General features: G+C 59.2%; 20 protein-coding genes. 7 read left to right on the top strand and 13 right to left on the bottom strand.

Annotated elements, in window-relative coordinates:
* Positions 1 to 91 precede the first annotated feature (91 nt).
* Positions 92 to 1996 (top strand): ABC transporter ATP-binding protein, encoded by a 1905-nt coding sequence (locus tag EDF81_RS20025; protein WP_123349917.1) that lies wholly within the window; start codon positions 92 to 94, stop codon positions 1994 to 1996.
* A gap of 57 nt (positions 1997 to 2053) precedes the next feature.
* The gene (locus EDF81_RS20020; protein ID WP_123349916.1) at positions 2054 to 2974 is read left to right on the top strand and encodes a LysR substrate-binding domain-containing protein; all 921 of its coding nucleotides are present in this window, start codon (positions 2054 to 2056) and stop codon (positions 2972 to 2974) included.
* Positions 2975 to 2981: 7 nt separating this feature from the next.
* On the opposite strand, the gene mdcH is transcribed toward EDF81_RS20020, so the two are convergent.
* From mdcH to mdcA, 8 genes are all read right to left on the bottom strand, one after another.
* Positions 2982 to 3884: a malonate decarboxylase subunit epsilon gene (gene mdcH / locus EDF81_RS20015; RefSeq protein ID WP_123349915.1), complete on the bottom strand. Its 903-nt coding sequence runs from the start codon at positions 3882 to 3884 to the stop codon at positions 2982 to 2984.
* Complete coding sequence (locus EDF81_RS20010; protein ID WP_123349914.1) at positions 3885 to 4502, bottom strand: malonate decarboxylase holo-ACP synthase; 618 nt, start codon at positions 4500 to 4502, stop codon at positions 3885 to 3887. It lies immediately after the preceding gene.
* A 3-nt stretch (positions 4503 to 4505) separates the two neighbouring features.
* Positions 4506 to 5465 carry an AEC family transporter gene (locus EDF81_RS20005; protein WP_123349913.1) on the bottom strand — a complete coding sequence of 320 codons (960 nt, stop codon included), beginning with the start codon at positions 5463 to 5465 and terminating at the stop codon, positions 4506 to 4508.
* A 112-nt stretch (positions 5466 to 5577) separates the two neighbouring features.
* Positions 5578 to 6378, bottom strand: a complete 801-nt coding sequence (gene mdcE, locus EDF81_RS20000; RefSeq protein ID WP_123349912.1) for a biotin-independent malonate decarboxylase subunit gamma — start codon at positions 6376 to 6378, stop codon at positions 5578 to 5580.
* The gene (locus EDF81_RS19995; protein WP_123349911.1) at positions 6375 to 7211 is read right to left on the bottom strand and encodes a biotin-independent malonate decarboxylase subunit beta; all 837 of its coding nucleotides are present in this window, start codon (positions 7209 to 7211) and stop codon (positions 6375 to 6377) included. The genes mdcE and EDF81_RS19995 overlap by 4 nt, the downstream gene beginning before the upstream one ends.
* The gene (gene mdcC, locus EDF81_RS19990) at positions 7204 to 7503 is read right to left on the bottom strand and encodes a malonate decarboxylase acyl carrier protein (protein WP_123349910.1); all 300 of its coding nucleotides are present in this window, start codon (positions 7501 to 7503) and stop codon (positions 7204 to 7206) included. Before mdcC ends, EDF81_RS19995 begins: the two co-directional genes overlap by 8 nt.
* A 9-nt stretch (positions 7504 to 7512) precedes the next feature.
* Positions 7513 to 8370, bottom strand: a complete 858-nt coding sequence (locus tag EDF81_RS19985) for a triphosphoribosyl-dephospho-CoA synthase (protein WP_123349909.1) — start codon at positions 8368 to 8370, stop codon at positions 7513 to 7515.
* Positions 8370 to 10025, bottom strand: a complete 1656-nt coding sequence (gene mdcA / locus EDF81_RS19980) for a malonate decarboxylase subunit alpha (RefSeq protein WP_123349908.1) — start codon at positions 10023 to 10025, stop codon at positions 8370 to 8372. The genes EDF81_RS19985 and mdcA overlap by 1 nt, the downstream gene beginning before the upstream one ends.
* Before the next feature lie 288 nt (positions 10026 to 10313).
* Here mdcA and EDF81_RS19975 point away from each other — a divergent pair, with 288 nt between their 5' ends.
* The 3 genes from EDF81_RS19975 (at position 10314) to EDF81_RS19965 (ending at position 12505) form a co-directional block, all read left to right on the top strand.
* Positions 10314 to 11336, top strand: a complete 1023-nt coding sequence (locus EDF81_RS19975; RefSeq protein ID WP_123349907.1) for a hydrolase — start codon at positions 10314 to 10316, stop codon at positions 11334 to 11336.
* Positions 11333 to 11551, top strand: a complete 219-nt coding sequence (locus tag EDF81_RS19970) for a YheU family protein (RefSeq protein ID WP_123349906.1) — start codon at positions 11333 to 11335, stop codon at positions 11549 to 11551. The genes EDF81_RS19975 and EDF81_RS19970 overlap by 4 nt, the downstream gene beginning before the upstream one ends.
* Positions 11552 to 11635: 84 nt before the next feature.
* Positions 11636 to 12505: a phosphoribulokinase gene (locus tag EDF81_RS19965; RefSeq protein ID WP_123349905.1), complete on the top strand. Its 870-nt coding sequence runs from the start codon at positions 11636 to 11638 to the stop codon at positions 12503 to 12505.
* A 48-nt stretch (positions 12506 to 12553) separates the two neighbouring features.
* On the opposite strand, the gene EDF81_RS19960 is transcribed toward EDF81_RS19965, so the two are convergent.
* Positions 12554 to 12958: an OsmC family protein gene (locus EDF81_RS19960; protein WP_123349904.1), complete on the bottom strand. Its 405-nt coding sequence runs from the start codon at positions 12956 to 12958 to the stop codon at positions 12554 to 12556.
* A gap of 307 nt (positions 12959 to 13265) precedes the next feature.
* Here EDF81_RS19960 and crp point away from each other — a divergent pair, with 307 nt between their 5' ends.
* Both crp and EDF81_RS19950 read left to right on the top strand, forming a co-directional pair.
* On the top strand, positions 13266 to 13898 hold the full coding sequence (gene crp / locus EDF81_RS19955; RefSeq protein WP_000242758.1) for a cAMP-activated global transcriptional regulator CRP: 633 nt from the start codon (positions 13266 to 13268) through the stop codon (positions 13896 to 13898).
* Between the two features lie 55 nt (positions 13899 to 13953).
* Positions 13954 to 16032: a YccS/YhfK family putative transporter gene (locus tag EDF81_RS19950; protein WP_123349903.1), complete on the top strand. Its 2079-nt coding sequence runs from the start codon at positions 13954 to 13956 to the stop codon at positions 16030 to 16032.
* Here the strand turns inward: EDF81_RS19950 and EDF81_RS19945 are convergent.
* The 4 genes from EDF81_RS19945 to EDF81_RS19930 all read right to left on the bottom strand — a co-directional run bounded on the left by EDF81_RS19945 (position 16029) and on the right by EDF81_RS19930 (position 18693).
* The gene (locus EDF81_RS19945; RefSeq protein ID WP_123349902.1) at positions 16029 to 17249 is read right to left on the bottom strand and encodes an aspartate aminotransferase family protein; all 1221 of its coding nucleotides are present in this window, start codon (positions 17247 to 17249) and stop codon (positions 16029 to 16031) included. The two genes, EDF81_RS19950 and EDF81_RS19945, sit on opposite strands and share 4 nt — an antisense overlap.
* An 89-nt stretch (positions 17250 to 17338) precedes the next feature.
* On the bottom strand, positions 17339 to 17902 hold the full coding sequence (gene pabA / locus EDF81_RS19940) for an aminodeoxychorismate synthase component 2 (RefSeq protein ID WP_123349901.1): 564 nt from the start codon (positions 17900 to 17902) through the stop codon (positions 17339 to 17341).
* A gap of 31 nt (positions 17903 to 17933) precedes the next feature.
* Positions 17934 to 18536, bottom strand: coding sequence for a putative adenosine monophosphate-protein transferase Fic (locus EDF81_RS19935; RefSeq protein ID WP_123349900.1), 603 nt, complete (start codon positions 18534 to 18536; stop codon positions 17934 to 17936).
* On the bottom strand, positions 18526 to 18693 hold the full coding sequence (locus EDF81_RS19930; protein ID WP_123349947.1) for a YhfG family protein: 168 nt from the start codon (positions 18691 to 18693) through the stop codon (positions 18526 to 18528). The genes EDF81_RS19935 and EDF81_RS19930 overlap by 11 nt, the downstream gene beginning before the upstream one ends.
* Positions 18694 to 18700 lie beyond the last annotated feature (7 nt).

Raw genomic sequence — 18700 nt, 5'->3', positions numbered from 1 at the left:
TGGGCTACCATTGCGCCCCTGCGCGGCCATTTGCCCGCAACCTTACAGTATCATAATGACAAATTAACATAGTCGGAACATACGGCGCCTTATGATTGTTTTCTCCTCGTTACAAATTCGTCGCGGCGTGCGCGTCCTGCTGGACAACGCCACAGCCACCATTAACCCGGGCCAGAAAGTTGGCCTGGTGGGTAAAAACGGCTGCGGCAAATCCACGCTGCTTGCGCTGTTGAAAAACGAGATTGGCGCCGACGGCGGCAGCGCAACATTCCCCGGCAACTGGCAACTGGCCTGGGTGAATCAGGAAACCCCGGCGCTGGCGGAGCCGGCTCTCGACTACGTCATCGACGGTGACCGTGAATATCGTCAGCTGGAAGCTGAGCTGAAGGCGGCCAACGAGCGCGACGACGGCCACGCTATTGCCACCGTTCACGGCAAGCTGGACGCCATCGACGCCTGGACTATCCGCGCCCGCGCCTCCAGCCTGCTGCACGGCCTGGGCTTCAGCAACGAACAGCTGGAACGTCCGGTCAGCGACTTCTCCGGCGGCTGGCGCATGCGCCTTAACCTCGCCCAGGCTCTGGTCTGTCGCTCCGATCTGCTCCTGCTCGATGAACCGACCAACCACCTCGATCTCGATGCGGTTATCTGGCTGGAAAAATGGCTTAAAAGCTATCAGGGCACGCTGATCCTGATTTCCCACGACCGCGATTTCCTCGATCCGGTGGTGGATAAGATTATTCATATCGAACAAGAGTCGATGTTCGAATATACCGGCAACTACAGCTCCTTTGAGCGCCAGCGCGCAACGCGCCTGGCCCAGCAGCAGGCCACCTACGAAAGCCAGCAGCTGCGCGTGGCGCATCTGCAGAGCTTTATCGATCGCTTTAAGGCCAAAGCCAGCAAGGCGAAACAGGCTCAGAGCCGTATCAAAATGCTGGAGCGCATGGAGCTGATTGCCCCTGCCCTCGTCGATAACCCGTTCCACTTCAGCTTCCGCGCGCCGGAAAGCCTGCCCAATCCATTATTGAAGATGGAGAAAGTGAGCGCGGGCTACGGCGAGCGGATTATTCTCGATGCGATCAAGCTGAACCTGGTCCCGGGTTCACGTATCGGCCTGCTCGGTCGCAACGGCGCAGGTAAATCGACGCTGATCAAAATGCTGGCCGGCGATCTGGCCCCGCTGAGCGGCGAAATCGGTCTGGCGAAAGGCATTAAGCTCGGCTACTTCGCCCAGCATCAGCTGGAGTTTTTACGCGCCGACGAATCCCCTATTCAGCATCTGGTCCGCATTGCCCCTCAGGAGCTGGAACAGAAGCTGCGGGATTATCTCGGCGGCTTCGGCTTCCAGGGCGACAAAGTCAGCGAGCCAACCGCCCGTTTCTCCGGCGGTGAAAAGGCCCGTCTGGTGCTGGCGCTGATTGTCTGGCAGCGCCCGAACCTGCTCCTGCTCGATGAACCGACCAACCACCTGGATCTCGATATGCGTCAGGCGCTGACCGATGCGCTGATTGAGTTTGAAGGTGCGCTGGTTGTCGTCTCGCACGACCGCCACCTGCTGCGCTCAACCACCGACGACCTTTATCTGGTCCACGGCGGCAAGGTTGAACCTTTCGATGGCGATCTTGACGATTATCAGCAGTGGCTGACCGATGTCCAGAAGCTGGAAAACCAGTCGGAAGAGACGGCCAAAGAGAACAGCAACAGCGCCCAGTCCCGTAAAGATCAGAAGCGCCGCGACGCGGAGCTGCGTACTCTTACGCAGCCGCTGCGTAAAGAGATTACCCGTCTGGAAAAAGAGATGGAGAAACTCAACGCTCAGCTGAGCGCCGCCGAAGAGAAGCTCGGCGACAGCGGACTCTATGACCAGAGCCGCAAGGCTGAACTCACCGAGTGCCTGCAAAGTCAGGCCACGGCGAAATCCGGACTCGAAGAGTGTGAGATGGCGTGGCTGGAAGCCCAGGAGCAGCTTGAAGCGCTGACCCAGGGCGAATAATGCAATCAGGGCTACCCCTTGGGTGGCCTTTTTTTTACGCATAAAAAAGGCATAACCATGAATCCAGCGATTGCCAACGACATTACCTTCCGCAAGCTCAGCATCTTTATGACCTTTATGGAAAAAGGCAATATCGCCCGCACGGCAGAAACGCTGGAAATTAGCGGCGTCAGCGTCCATCGCGCGCTGCATACGCTGGAGGAAAATGTCCGCTGCCCGCTGTTTACACACAAGGGCCGCAATCTTATCCCTCTGCCCTCCGCCTGGACTCTGCTGGAGTACTGTCAGGAAATTACCCAGCTAATGGAACGCGGACTGGAAGAGACGCGGAAAACGGCGGGTATCGGTCAGGGTCGCCTGCGCGTCGGCACGCTTTACTCATTGACGCTGGAAACGGTGCCGCGCCTGATTATGGGCATGAAGCTGCGCTGCCCGGATCTGGAGATGGCTCTGACCATGGGTTCCAACGACACCCTGCTGCATATGCTGGACGAGGGCAGCCTTGACGCCATTCTGATCTCCATCTCCGAAAGCGATATCGACCGCAACAGCCTGGAAGTGCTGCCGCTGTTCCACGACGATATCTTCCTTGCCGCACCGGCTGCCGCCACGCTGAATACCGACGGGCTGGCCGACCTGCGGGACTATAAAGACCAGAAATTTGTTTCGCTGGCGGAAGGGTTTGCCACCTATGCCGGTTTCCAGGACGCATTCCAGATTGCCGGGTTCGAACCGGAGATCGTCACCCGGGTGAACGACATTTTTTCCATGCTGAGTCTGGTGCAGGCAGGCGTTGGCTTTACGCTGATGCCGGGCCGGATGAAGAAAGTCTATGAAGGGTCGGTGCAGATGCTAAAACTGGCGCAGCCTTATCAGATGCAGCAGCTTATCGCCGTGGTCTTTGCCCGCAACCGCGAGCACGATCCAAGCCTGCGGGCACTGGCCGCCGAGGGCCGGATGTACGCCCGCAGTCTTTAAGAACAGGCTACGCCTGCGCCATAAGACGCTTCGCCAGGTGGGCCACCACCTCAATACCGCTGCGCGCCACGGCGACAGACTCGCCCTGCCACGCCGCCTGACGCGTCAGGCAGGTGAGTACGCCACCGGGCGGCATCTCTACGGCAAGCCGTGCCTCACGCTCGTTAGCGGCAATCACCGCCTCCTGCCAGCGCACCGTGCGCGCCATATTCATCGCCAGGTCGTCGGCTATTTTTTCCGGCTGCCACAGGACCCGACCGGTACTGCCGCTCAGGTACGCACAGCGCGGACGCGCCAGCGTGACCTGACTGAACGCCTGCGCCAGTTCTCCGGCGGGTTGATCGAGCAGCGCACAGTGGGAAGGCACGCTGACCGCCAGACGCTGGGCTTTGGTCGCCCCTTTCGCCAGCGCTCGCTGCGCCACCTGGGCCATCGCCTCATCGCGACCGGCAATCACAATCTGCGTTTCCGCATTCAAGTTAGCAATATAGGTTCCGCTCTCTTCCAGTAGCCCTTCCACCTGGGAAAGCGTCAGGCCCATAATCGCCGTCAGACCATAGCCGTGGGGATACGCCTGCTCCATCAGATCGCCACGCAGGGCCACCAGCCTTAATGCATCGGCAAAATCCAGCGCGCCCGCGACCACTGCCGCCGGATACGCGCCGATAGAGAGGCCGCTCACGATATCGGGCTTCACGCCGCGCTGTTCCAGCGCCCGGGCCCAGGAAACACCGGCAATCAGCAGCGAAAGCTGGACCGCACGGGTATGACGCAGTGCGTCAGGAGAATCCAGCGCGTCCACTTCCGCGCCGAGAACCGCCCTGGCCTCCTCTTTTTCCGGGCCGGGCAGGTGTTGCAGCATTCCGGGGTGCTGTGCGCCCTGCCCCGGAAAAGTAAACAGAATCTTCATTTAGGCCTCCCTGTTCCAGGGATCGCTCACCAGACGCGGTCCCCGGTGTGTTTTCAACAGCGCCCTGCCGTCCCGTAGCCATTCGGCCAGCGCCACGGCGCCAGAAGACGTTTCCAGCTGGGTATCCGCCCGGCACAGCGCGCCGTCCAGCTGTTGCTGCCAGCGGGTGAATTCTTCCGGCGACAGCGGCTGCGGCGCACGGATCAGCAGATCGAGATCGCTGGCGGCGTGGATCACCGGGATACCCGTTGCCAGTGCGTAGCCGGTACTGCCGGTGACTCCCCAGCGCCAGGGCCAGGATTGCTGCGCCAGCATCAGCGCAAGCTGTACGGGCTGCTGGCTGATAAACGGCGAACGCAGCAGCGACTGCGGGTCGCTAAGATCCTCGGGTGATACCACCCGCGTAACCTGCTCAGGCTTAACCCATCCCGCCGCACGCTGGTCGCGACGCATCCCACGTACGCCGACGGGGATGCGTCCGTCACCATCAACATCACGTCGCACCACCACCGGCAGGCCGGTATGCCAGAGGGTTTTCACCCAGTCATCGGCAATGCCTTCCAGCGCCTCGCGTGAGGCAAGCCAGATAAGGTCGTGGGGACGTAATGTTGTGGTCATGATTTACATTCCTGAAGTCAGCGAGATAAACAGCGGCAGCGACAGGATACAGAGTACCGAGCTCAGCAGCAGGACCGCTTCCGCATCCGGAGACTGTACGCCAAAGCGGTTACCGAAGACCACGCCGAAGAAACCGGCTGACAGCGCAATCATCAGGATCGCGGTGATGGCAACCGGACCAGAAAGGCCAAAGGCCAGCACGATACCCCAGGCAATAGCCGGTTGAATCAGCAATTTGGCGATGGTGGACGAAATCACCACGGTATTGATCTGCAGCTTACGGGCGGAGAGGATCACCCCGGTCAGGAACAGCGCAGCGGCGGTCGCCGACAGGCCCAGCGGCTTAATGGAGGCCAGCAGCAGCTCCGGCATTTTAATGCCGATAGCCGACAGCACCACGCCCAGCAGCGGACCGAGCACAATCGGTTTTTTCACCGAGCGCCACATCAGCACCGGCAGCATCGCCAGCGTGGAGCCGGTATTGCCCCCGGCGGCGCGGGCTTTTTCGCGTTCCAGAATCAGCAGGCAGAACGGGGTCATCAGTACGGAACCGCAGGCAATCGAGACGGCGACGGAAAGCGACGTTGCCGACCCTTCCCCCAGCACGCTGCCCAGAATCGGCAGGCCCAGCGCCGCATAGTTCGGCAGTGCCACGGTCAGGGTCAGCACGGCCGCATCCTGCGGGGATTTCTTAAATACGCCGGTCGCAAGGAAGTAGATGATGGCGTAGGTGATCCACATCGCCAGCGTCAGCACCAGAATCAGCGGCGACTGGGCAATAATCCCGGTCCACGGCGTTTGTACCGTGGCGCTGAACAGCGCGGCGGGCAGAGCAAAATCCATTACGAAGATATTGAGCAGGGAGACATTTTTGTTGTCGACCATTTTGGCCTTTCCCGCCCAGAAACCCAGCAGCATGATGATGAAAATCGGTGCAAGGGCATGAACAATTACGTAAGTCATAAATCACCTGTAGTTTTAAAAAGTAGCACTGGCGCGATGATTATTATTTTTCGGATACCGACGCTGCGGTGGTCGCTGCGTCGGTCCGGCAGGTCTCTCTTTTACTTTCTACTTACCAGCTCGCACGCATACGTTCACGGACGAGGGACGAGCTGCGGCGATTGTCGGCTCCCAGTCGGTTTTTCAGGGTGTTATCCTGACGCGCATCCTGGATGGCCTGATGCAGCGTGTTGTTCACCTGGGTCAGATCGGCGGCGGACGGCGCATCCGGGTTGCTGATATCCAGCAGACTGGAAAGCAGGCCCAGGGTGGCATAGTTGCTGATGTCGTAGGCCATCGGCGGGATGGTGGCGGCCAGTTTTTCCAGCGCCTCCACGGTGCGCAGCGTAATACGCGCCGCCGACTCTTTCCCCATCGCGTGGATCAGCACGCCCGGATCGTTAAAGGCGATCAGCTTGTTAGCCTGATAGCCGTGCGCCAGGAAGGCACCGGACATCGCTTTACCGACGATCAGCCCAATCACCGGATGACCGGCAAGACGGGCGTTGGCATAGGCACCAGCCGCACCGGCTAAGGCCTGGTGAATACCAAAACCCTCTTCCCGGCGACCGTAGGCCTGACTCGGCACGTCAATCACCGCAATAATCGGGCGCTTAACGGCTTTGTCTGCGTCGGCGGCAATGGTTTCGCTCACGACTTTGGCCAGTGTCCAGCCCTCAAGCAGACCCACTTCGCCGCCTGCGGCGCGTGGATAGTGATTGTTGGCATCGGGGACCACGGCGATAAAACGCACCGCCTCGCCGTTAAGTTCACTGTCTGCCACCTGGACGGAGGCACAAAGCCCGCTCAGACGCGTGGCATTTGGCGCCAGTTTTTCCAGCCACAGGGCGCCGCGGCTTACTGTATGACTCATGCTTTTTCCTCCCGGGCAAAGAGCGCCTGAATTTGCGCTGAATCGGCCTGTTGACGGGTGTCGAACTGGGTCAGACGTTGCAGATACCAGTCGTAGTTATCGGTGCGGTGTCTGGCCGGTACGCCTTTGGCAATGGCGTCGCTCATCGCCTGCTTCACGGCGTTAATCCCGTCGCCGACCAGCGCATCCACGAGTCCGCTCTGATAGCGGACTTCGCCGCCGGTCATGCTCCAGATAAACGGACGGTCGCGGGAGTCGTACTCTTCAATACCGGCTTCCTGCTCAATCACCTGCGGGCCGTTCAGGCCCAGACGAGCTTCGCGGGTCACAATCAGGTAACTGCACAGGGCGGCGGCGATAGACATCCCGCCAAAGCACCCGACGGTCCCGGTGACGATCCCGACGACCGGCGTATAGCGACGTAAATCGACAATGGCCGCGTGAATATCGGCGATAGCCGCCAGACCCAGGTTCGCTTCCTGGAGACGGACACCGCCGGTTTCCAGGCTCAGTACCGCCTGGGTCGGAATACCGTTGCGGTTATCTTCCGCCGCCAGCTCCAGCGCCGCCGCCATTTTAGCGCCGGACACTTCGCCCATGCTGCCGCCCTGGAACGCGCCTTCAATCGCCACAACCACCGCCGGTTGACCGTTGATAGTGCCTTTCGCCACCACCATGCCGTCGTCCGCCTGTGGGACAATGCCCTGCGCACCCAGCCACGGGGAGACGATCCCCTCGAACGGATCCAGCAGTTCGCGATAGCTGCCGCTGTCCAGCAGCGCCTGCGCACGCTGGCGCGCTTTTAATTCAATAAAACTGCGGTCATTACGCATAGCTCACCTCTTCGAAGACCTGTTCGATACGAATGCGTGCAACGCCGGGCGTTGCGCCAAAATCGTGGACGGTAAGTCGACCCGCAGGCAGGCTGCTGACGGTGGCGAGGCGCGTAAACAGCGCTTCCCAGCGTCCGCGGCTGTTATCCACGGAGGTGGTAATATCGATGGTCAGCGTCTGCCCCTGGTCGGCGGTGAATAACACCTCCATATCCCCGGAGCCGACAACGCCTGCCAGTGCTTTGCCGCTTAGCGTGCGGCTGGCGGGCATAGCGATCGTAATCTTTTCCATAACATCCTCTTAATTCGGTAAATTGGGCGTGGCGATGCGGTCGAGAAACAGCGTGGCGGCCAGTAAATCTGCCGCGCCGCCCGGCGAGGCGTTTAGCATCAGCATCTGCGCATCAAGCCGGGCCAGCGCCTGCTGCCCTGCCACACAGACGGTGCCGCCCGCCTGCAGAACGGCACGTGCGCCGTTTTGCATCGCCTGCAGACCTTCCATTCCGGCACGGGAGAGTACGCAGGTATCGCTCAGCGAGGTCATGATGGCCATCAGCGCATCGATCCTCGCCTGCGCCTCGCTGGCACCGTCGCGACGGCTACGCTGCAGCTGCGGTAGCGCAAGCGCCATCACGTGCGGAAAAGCCTGCTGCGCTTCCTCGCGTGCGCCCGGCACCCGATAACGGTGCGTGGCACGCAGCCCCTTACTAAACACTTTTGGTGCCGCATCGTCCGGCAGCGCGGCAAGCTGTGCTGCGATGGCGGTGATCGCCTGAGCAGAAGCGCTGCCGCCGAGCATGGCAACCGCGCTCACCAGCAGGCCCAGCGCCCAGATTGCGCCGCGGTGGGTGTTCACTCCGCCGGTTGCCGCCATCATCTGCTGCTCGCCTTCCCGACCGAGTCGACCGATGGTCTGACGAAGGGCGATATCGGCCGGCCGCTGCCAGCTTTGCTGCGCCAGATTCTGAAACGTGGGGGTCAGGCTGTGCGCGGATGTCTCCATCAGCGACAGCGTCAGGTCGTGGTGCGCCCCGTTCCCCCGACTGTCCACCAGACCAGGCTTCGGGCTTAAACGTGCTTCGTCAATCAGACAGTGGGTGGCGGCTCGCGCCAGCCATTCGGCACCGCCCTCGGCCTGAATCTGTGGCAGAAGTTTCATTACCAGCTCCGGAATTTCGCAGGTGGGTTATACAGACCGTCAGACCACTCAACGAGGTCAGAGACGCTGCTGGCCGCCAGCAGAGAACGGGTGGCGTCGGTACGACGAATACCCATATCTTCCGGATAGGCGACTTTGCCGCTTTTACGCAGTTCGGCAACGCGTTTCGCGTCAACGCCCAGGCCGATATCGGTGATCCCGGCAACCGCAGCCACCATCGCCCGACGCTCTTCCAGGCTGTTGGCACGATAGAGGTAGGCAATCCCCTCTTCGGTCAGGACGTGGGTCACGTCATCGCCGTAGATCATGACCGGGGCCAGCGGCATGCCGGTGGATTTCGCGACCTCAACCGCATCGAGTTTCTCAACAAACGTCGGTTTCACACCGGCCTGGAAGGTTTCCACCATCTGCACCACCAGTTTTTTACCGCGCTGCATCGGATCCGGCTCGTTGATCATATTCAGCCAGGCCGGGGTGGCATGGCGGCGACCGTGCGGGTCATGGCCCATATTTGGCGCACCGCCAAAGCCGGAAAGACGACCGCGGGTCACGGTAGAGGAGTTCGCATCACCATCCACCTGCAGGGTGGAGCCGATAAACATATCCACCGCGTACTGGCCGGCCAGCTGACAGAAGGCACGGTTGGAGCGCATGGAGCCATCGGCACCGGTATAGAAGATATCGGGACGGGCGCGAATGTACTCTTCCATTCCCAGTTCACCGCCGAAGCAGTGCACGCTCTCCACCCAGCCGCTTTCAATGGCGGGGATCAGCGTCGGATGCGGGTTCAGAGTCCAGTGCTTACAGATTTTACCTTTCAGCCCCAGCTGTTCGCCGTAGGTCGGCAGCAGCAGCTCAATGGCGGCGGTGTTAAAACCAATCCCGTGGTTCAGGGACTGCACCTGGTGCTCAGCGTAGATACCCTTGATCGCCATCATCGCCATCAGGATATGTTCCTGCTTAATCAGGCGCGGATCGCGGGTAAACAGCGGTTCGATAAAGAACGGCTTATCGGCAACGACCACGTAGTCAATCCAGGAGCCGGGAATATCGACGCGCGGCAGGTCGGTTTCGTCATCAACCAGTTCATTCACCTGGGCAATCACGATCCCGTCGCGGAACGCGGCGGCTTCCACCAGCGCCGGAGTATCTTCGGTACTGGCTCCGGTATAGAGGTTACCTTTGCGGTCAGCTTTAAAACCGGCAATCAGCGCCACGTTAGGGGCGAGGTCGACGTAAAGACGGGAGTAAAGTTCGATATAGGTGTGGATGGCGCCGATTTCCAGCAGGCCATCTTCCAGCAGCTGCGAAATACGCAGGCTCTGGGTACCGGAGAAGGAGAAGTCCAGCTTGCGGGCGATCCCTTTTTCAAAAATATCCAGGTGCTCGCTGCGCCCGACGCTCGGCATAATCATATGCAGGTCGTGCACTTTTTGCGGGTTTACTTCCGCCAGCATGCGGGAGAGAAAATCCGCCTGCTTCTGGTTGTTCCCTTCCAGTACCACTCTGTCGCCCGGCGCGATCAGTTTTTCCAGCATAGCAACAAGGTCGCCGGTCGGCAGTACCTTGCCCTGCACGGGAACGGACGCCATGCGCCGCTGTTTTTCCGTGCGGCGCGTGTTCCACACCCGAGCTGGTGTTTGCGCAGATAACATTATTAACCTCCTGATTCAGCACATCATTTTGATTTGCTTAACGCTAAAACCAGTGTGCGCCCTGCTGAGAAATGCATCAATTAAGCCCGTGGCCAGATCGTTAGCCTGAGAGTAACGATTGATGCGACAAAAACGTGAGATGGATCAGATAAGGAGTAATTAAAAGGAGGTATGCGTGCAGCAGGCAACGAAGGGGCTGTTTTGCGTGCCGTGCCGCAAAATAGTCAACACCGTCGCCAACAGGCGTTATAGTAGTCCGCGAATTCATAAGAAAACATCGCACAGAATATGGCCCAGATAACTCCCGTTGACCTTCCCCTTACCGCTGAGGATAGCCAGGCGTTCCGCCCGATGGTCGGCCTGCGCAACCGGCATCTGCAGACTATGCTGCCGCGTATTTTACGCCGCCGTCTGCAGTTTACGCCGCACTGGCAGCGCCTTGAGCTGCCGGATGATGATTTTGTCGACCTGGCGTGGAGCGAAGATCCGCAGCAGGCGAAGCACAAACCCCGGCTGGTGGTGTTCCACGGGCTGGAAGGCAGCCTGCACAGCCCTTACGCCCACGGTTTAATCCAGGCCGCCAGCGAACGCGGCTGGCTGGGCGTGGTAATGCACTTTCGCGGCTGCAGCGGCGAGCCTAACCGGCAAAAGCGTATTTACCACTCTGGCGAAACGGAAGATGGAACCTGGTTTCTGCACTGGCTGAAGCGCGAACTTGGCGAGGCGCCTACCGCCGCCGTCGGCTATTCGCTGGGCGGCAATATGCTGGCCTGCCTGCTGGCAAAAACCGGCCATGACGCGCCGCTGGATGCGGCGGTGATTGTCTCCGCGCCGTTCCTGCTGGAAGCCTGTAGCTACCATATGGAAAAAGGCTTCTCCCGCGTCTATCAGCGCTATCTGCTGAACCTGCTGAAAGCTAATGCCACCCGCAAGCTCAAAGCCTGGCCCGGCACGTTGCCCATCGATTTACCGCAGTTGAAAAAAGTACGTCGCCTGCGCGAGTTTGACGATCTGATCACCGCCCGCATTCACGGCTTTAGCGATGCCATCGACTACTATCGCCGCTGTAGCGCCCTGCCGCTGCTGAATCAGATAGCCAAACCAACGCTGATTATCCACGCGAAGGACGATCCGTTTATGGATAGCCAGGTGATACCCGATGTGACAACGCTCCCGCCGCACGTGGAGTACCAGCTAACCGAACACGGCGGCCACGTGGGCTTTGTCGGCGGTACTCTGCGACGTCCGAAAATGTGGCTGGAGACCCGAATCCCCGACTGGCTGACGCATTATCTGGAGCGTGCGAAATGATGATCCCCTGGCAGGAGCTGACGCCTGAGACGCTGGATAGTCTGATTGAAAGCTTTGTCTTGCGTGAAGGGACCGATTATGGTGAACATGAACGTTCGCTTGAACAAAAGGTCGCCGATGTAAAAAGTCAGCTACAGCGCGGCGAGGCCGTGCTGGTGTGGTCAGAGCTGCACGAGACGGTCAATATTATGCCACGCGCGCACTTCCGTGGCTGACGTTACAGGCAATCACTCCGTCACGCTGCCTGAAGGGTGATGGGTCTATACTCAATTCCACCGCCTTTCAGGGAGTAGTTCCTTATGTCTGCCAAACATCCGGTGATCGCCGTGACCGGCTCCAGCGGCGCGGGCACCACCACCACCAGCCTCGCGTTTCGCAAAATCTTTGCCCAGCTTAATCTGCGCGCCGCAGAGGTTGAGGGCGACAGTTTTCATCACTACACCCGTCCGGAAATGGATATGGCGATCCGCAAAGCGCGGGATCTTGGCCGTCATATCAGCTATTTCGGCCCGGAAGCCAACGACTTTGGCCTGCTGGAACAAACCTTTATCGAGTACGGCAACGGCGGCACGGGCCAGTCGCGAAAGTATCTGCATACCTATGATGAGGCGGTGCCGTGGAATCAGGTGCCCGGTACCTTTACGCCCTGGCAGCCGCTGCCGGAACCGACGGATATTCTCTTCTACGAAGGGTTGCACGGCGGCGTCGTGGACGATCGTCATGACGTCGCGCAGCATGTGGATCTGCTGGTCGGGGTGGTGCCGATCGTTAACCTGGAGTGGATCCAGAAGCTGGTTCGCGACACCAGCGAACGCGGGCATTCCCGGGAAACCGTGATGGACTCGGTGGTGCGGTCGATGGATGACTATATTAACTACATTACGCCGCAGTTCTCACGCACCCATATTAACTTCCAGCGCGTGCCGACCGTCGATACCTCTAACCCGTTTGCCGCCAAAACGATTCCCTCGCTGGATGAGAGCCTGGTGGTGATCCACTTCCGCAATCTGGAAGATATTGATTATCCCTGGCTGCTGGCAATGCTGCAGGGCTCATTCATTTCTCAGATGAATACGTTGGTGGTGCCAGGGGGTAAAATGGGGCTGGCGATGGAGCTGATTATGATGCCGCTGGTGCAGCGACTGATGGAAGGCAAAAAAATCGAATAGCGAAAGAAGCCCGGCGGCACGCTGCCTGCCGGGCCAGACCGACCAGGCTTAGCCTTCCACCACTTCGTAAGAGTGGGTGATATTGACCGCCTTCTCCAGCATCAGGGCAACGGAGCAGTACTTCTCCGCCGACAGATCCACCGCTCTGGACACCGCCGCATCCTTCAGATCCTTACCGGTCACGACAAAGTGCAGATTGATATGCGTGAACAGACGCGGAGCCTCTTCCCGACGCTCGGAGGTCAGCTTCACTTCGCAGTCGGTAACCGCATGACGCCCCTTCTGCAGAATCGACACTACGTCAATGGCGCTGCATCCACCTGCCGCCATCAGCACCATTTCCATCGGGCTGGGTGCCTTATCACCGGCATTGCCGTCCATCATGATCTGGTGCCCGGAAGCCGACTCGCCCAGGAATGTTAGCCCTTCAACCCATTTCACACGCGCATGCATAATATTTAACTCCGGATTCCCAATTTTCCCCACAGATTACGCGCACATAACAAAACTCGCAACGGAAGGCGACCTGCGTCATGCTGAAGCGAGACACCAGGAGACAGGCGGCAAAAGCTATGCTAAAACAGTCTCGATACTACGGTAATTCATTGATGATTTGCATGTATGCAGAGGACATCACATTACAGGCTGCAGAGGATCTGACAGCCATCTTCCCAGGAATCGGGAAGTATACGATTGCAACCCCAGAGACGGTACCTTACACCTGGCTCTGGAGACCGCTTATAACAGAGGATAACCGCGCATGGTGCTTGGCAAACCGCAAACAGACCCGACTCTCGAATGGTTCTTGTCTCATTGCCACATCCATAAGTACCCGTCTAAGAGCACGCTGATTCACCAGGGTGAAAAAGCAGAAACGCTGTATTACATCGTTAAAGGCTCTGTGGCAGTGCTTATTAAGGATGAGGAAGGAAAAGAAATGATCCTCTCTTACCTTAACCAGGGCGACTTCATTGGTGAATTAGGCCTGTTTGAAGAGGGTCAGGAACGCAGTGCATGGGTTCGCGCTAAAACCGCTTGTGAAGTAGCTGAAATCTCCTATAAAAAATTCCGTCAGCTGATCCAGGTTAACCCGGATATCTTAATGCGACTCTCCTCGCAGATGGCGCGTCGTCTGCAGGTGACTTCTGAAAAAGTGGGCAACCTCGCCTTCCTGGACGTGACCGGCCGTATCGCACAGACGCTGCTGAATCTGGCAAAACAGCCGGATGCGATGACCCACCCGGACGGAATGCAGATCAAAATCACCCGTCAGGAGATCGGCCAGATCGTCGGCTGCTCCCGCGAAACCGTTGGCCGTATTCTGAAAATGCTGGAAGATCAAAACCTGATCTCCGCGCACGGTAAAACCATCGTCGTTTACGGCACCCGTTAAGCCTGCGTTGAAGCGGCGCGTTACTCGTTAATGCGCCGTTTTTGTTTATTCCTCTATGTGGCGCAGGCTGATTTACCATCCGGAAATCAACTACGCACTGCGTCAAACGCTGGTGCTCTGTTTGCCCGTGGCCGTTGGCCTGCTGTTCGGCCATCTACAGCAGGGTCTGCTGTTCTCGCTGGTGCCCGCCTGCTGCAATATTGCCGGTCTTGATACCCCGCATAAGCGTTTCTTTAAACGGCTGATCGTCGGCGCGTCGCTATTCTGCGGCAGCAGCCTGGCGATGCAGCTCCTGCTGGCTGATGCAGTCCCGTTACCGGTTATCCTGTGTGGTATCACGCTGCTGCTCGGCGTGACCGCGGAGATTAGCCCGCTGCACGCCCGGCTTCTGCCCGCCTCGCTGATTGCCGCCATCTTTACCCTGAGCCTGGCGGGCAACATGCCACTTTGGGCACCGCTGCTGATCTACGCGCTCGGCACGCTCTGGTACGGTCTGTTTAACTGGTTCTGGTTCCGGCTGTGGCGCGAGCAGCCGTTGCGGGAATCCCTGAGCCTGCTCTATCGCCAGCTGGCGGACTACTGCGAAACCAAATACAGCCTGCTGACCCAGCACACCGATCCGGAAACCGCCCTGCCGCCGCTGCTGGCGCGCCAGCAAAAAGCGGTCGACCTGATTACCCAGTGCTACCAGCAGCTGCATATGCTGGCGGCCAGCCAGAACAGCGATTACAAACGGTTGCTGCGATCCTTCCAGGTCGCACTGGATTTACAGGAGCATATCTCGGTCAGCCTGCACCAGCCTGGCGAAGTGCAAAAACTGGTGGAGCGCAGCCACGCCGAAGCGGTGATCCGCTGGAATGCGCAGACGGTCGCCGCCCGGCTGCGCGAGCTGGCGGACGATATCCTTTACCATCGCTTCTCCACCCGCTTTACCATGGATAAGCAGGCCGGTGCGCTGGATAAAATTGCCCGCCATCACCCCGACAACCCGGTCGGCCAGTTCTGCGCCTGGCACTTTAGCCGCATTGCCCGTCTGCTGCGTACCCAGCGGCCGCTCTACGTCCGCGATCTGATGGCGGATAAACAGCGTCGTCTGCCGCTATTCCCGGCGCTGAAAAGCTATCTTTCGTTCTCCTCTCCGGCCCTGCGCAACGCCGCGCGTATCTGTGTGATGCTCAGCATCGGTAGCCTGATGGGCATGGCTCTGCATCTACCGAAGCCCTGGTGGATCCTGATGACCATTATGTTTGTCACGCAGAACGGCTACGGCGCGACGCGGGTGCGTATTCTGCACCGGGCTGCCGGCACCCTGGCGGGGCTGCTGATTGCCGCCGCCACGCTCCATTTCCAGGTCAGCGAAGCCATTACCCTGACGGCGATGCTGGCCATCACGCTGATTAGCTATCTGATTATCCGCACCAGCTACGGCTGGGCGATGGTTGGCTTTACGGTCACCGCCGTGTATACCCTGCAGCTGCTGACCCTGAACGGGGATCAGTTTATCGCCACCCGGCTTATCGACACCCTGATTGGCTGCCTGATCGCCTTTGGTGGCGTGCTCTGGCTGTGGCCTCAGTGGCAAACCGGCCTGCTGCGCAAAAATGCCCATGATGCTCTGGAGGCCGATCAGGATGCGCTGCGGCTGATCCTGAGTGAAAACCCGGAGGCCACGCCGCTGGCCTGGCAACGTATGCGGGTGAATCAGGCGCATAACACCCTGTTTAACTCCCTGAATCAGGCGATGCAGGAGCCGGGGTTCAACACGCTCTATCTGCAGGATATGAAACTGTGGGTGACCCACAGCCAGTTTATCGTCGAGCATATCAACGCCATGACCACTCTGGCCCGCGAACACACGAGCCTGACGCCGGCGCTGGCGCAGGATTATCTTCAGTCCTGTGAAATTGCGATTCAGCGCTGTCAGCAGCGGCTGGAGTATGACGACGCGGGGGAAAGCGGGGACGTGAATATAATGGAAGCCCCGCAAACGCTATCCCAGAGCCCGGTCGGTACTCTGGAACAGCATCTGCAGCGGGTGGTGTCGCATCTTGGTACCATGCACACCATTTCGTCGGTGGCCTGGCGAGCCAGGCCGCATCACGGTATCTGGCTGACGCGGCGTCTGCGACGTTAGGCCTTCACCACCGCCGCAACGGCACGGGCAAAGCGCTGCATCCCTTCATCGATATCCACCGTGTCCACCACCAGCGATGGCGCAAAGCGCATCACGTTCGGCCCGGCATTGAGAACCATCACGCCAGCATCGGCAGCGGCCATCAGGAAGTCACGCGCGCGTCCCTGGTAAGCGGGCGCCAGTTCGGCACCGATCAGCAGCCCCATGCCGCGAATATCGCTAAAGACACCGTGCTCCGCGTTGATCTGCTCTAAATGGTGGACAAACTGCTGGCGCTTATCATTGACGCCGTTCAGCACTTCCGGCGTATTGATAATGTCGAACGCCGCCCCGGCGACCGCACAGGCCAGCGGATTGCCACCGTAGGTCGAACCGTGAGAGCCCGGCTGGAAGGCGCTGGCGATCTCCTGGGTGGTCAACATGGCGCTGACCGGGAAGCCGCCGCCCAGCGCTTTCGCGCTGGTGAGAATATCCGGCGTCACGCCATAGTGCATATAGGCAAACAGCTCCCCGGTACGCCCCATCCCCGACTGCACTTCATCAAACACCAGCAGCGCCTGATGTTGGTCGCACAGGTCGCGCAGGCCCTGTAAAAATTCCGGCGTCGCGGCGGTCACGCCGCCTTCGCCCTGAATCGGCTCAACCACCACCGCGCAGGTGTGATCGTCCATCACCGCTTTGACCGCGTGCAGGTCGTTAAAGGGAACGTGAATGATATCCGCCGGTTTCGGCCCGAAGCCGTCAGAGTATTTCGGCTGGCCGCCGACGGACACGGTAAACAGCGAACGGCCGTGGAAGGCGTTATGGAAAGCAATGATTTTGCTTTTGTACGGACTATGACGGGTGGAAGCGTAATAGCGGGCCAGCTTGAAGGCCGTTTCGTTGGCTTCGGTGCCGGAGTTCATAAACACCACGCGCTCGGCAAAGCTGGCATCGATGATTTTACGTGCCAGGCGCAGCGCCGGTTCGTTGGTAAATACGTTGCTGATATGCCACAGGGTTTCGCCCTGGCTTTTCAGCGCCTCCACCAGCGCAGGATGGCAGTGGCCCAGCGCCGTCACCGCAATACCGCCGGCGAAATCAACATACTCTTTACCCTGCTGATCCCACACCCGGCTGCCCTTGCCCTTCACCGGAATAAATTCAGCCGGGGCGAAAATAGGCAGGATTACCTCATCAAAGGTTGCACGCGTTACTGCAGGTTGTTCTGTTGCCATGTCATGCCATCCTGGTTAATCAGCAATGAATGTGAAATTATAATCACAAAATATGCATAAAAAATCACTGCATGGCAACCACTAACGCATCAGCGGTTAAGGAAATTTGCCAGCAGCGCGTGACCCTGCTCACTCAGGATACTTTCCGGGTGGAACTGAACGCCCTCCAGATCCCAGTCGCGATGGCGGATCCCCATGATCTCCTGCGTATCACTCCATGCCGTTACCTCAAAGCAGTCCGGCAGCGTGGGCGGATCAATCACCAGCGAGTGGTAGCGGGTGACGGTCAGGGGATTATTCAGATTGCGGAAGACACCGGTATTACCGTGGGTCACCGGGGAGGTTTTTCCGTGCATCACCTTTGCCGCATGTACGATGGTGGCGCCGAAGGCCTGGGCAATCGCCTGATGGCCCAGACACACGCCGAGCAGCGGGATCCGACCGGCGCAGTGGCGGATAGCCTCAAGAGAGATACCGGCTTCCGTCGGCGTGCAGGGACCGGGTGAAATGACGATCTTCTGCGGGGCCAGCGCATCTATCTGCGCCAGCGTCAGCTCGTCGTTGCGGTGAACGCAGACCTCTGCTCCCAGTTCACAAAAGTACTGGTACAGGTTCCAGGTGAAGGAATCATAGTTATCGATAAGCAGGATCATAGCGGCTCCGGGAAACGCAAACCGCGCTAGTTTACTCGGTTTCCCGCCCGTCATTCACCACCTTATCGAAGATATCCTCCAGCGGCTGCAGCTTGCCCATCGCGCCGCTCTGATTCGCCTGGCTCCAGGCGTCAGGATCGATACCCTGCCAGTCCAGCGCATAGCCCGCGTGAATCGCTAACTGTTCGAAGAAGATACGCTGAGCCAGACCGTTACCGAGCCGGAACGGATGCAGGACGTTGATTTCGCAATAGTAGTGCGCCAGGCGGGCGATAAAGGTTGGCCTTTCCAGTTCGGCCAGGTAGTGCTCCTCTTCCAGCGCCCGCATCAGCGCATTGCCCTCTTTCTCGATATAGCCAAAGTGGCAGAATCGGGTATCACCCTGATAGATATCGACCTCGCGGAACTGACCGGCCCAGTCGAAAACATCCTGATAGAGATGCTGATGGATGGCACACAGATGTGGCAGGCCGCGCACCAGCGGCCCAATCGGCATGGTCGCCGCACGCAGCGCCGTCATTTCATACGCCGCCTGCTCAAGGCGCTGCGCCTGATGGATGCCCAGCCGGTTACGCAGCACGTTAAGGCCGGGATAAAGGTAAGGGTCGCGCCCGTGGCCAAATTTATCGCTCATAATGCCTCCTTAACGCTTCCAGCCTCTCCAGCGCCTCGTCCGCCGTCAGGGTAACCAGAGGAATATCGACGCCCTCAAGACGACGACTGGCCTGAAAATTGTGATTGCGCGTGCGTTCCCAGAGACGGGTTTTTTGCTTGTCAGTGAGCGTGTTCACTTTCGCC

Source organism: Enterobacter sp. BIGb0383 (assembly GCF_003751845.1).
Lineage (GTDB): Bacteria > Pseudomonadota > Gammaproteobacteria > Enterobacterales > Enterobacteriaceae > BIGb0383.
The sequence above is the reverse complement of the archived record's forward strand: the minus strand, read 5'-3'. Positions and strand labels throughout refer to the sequence as shown.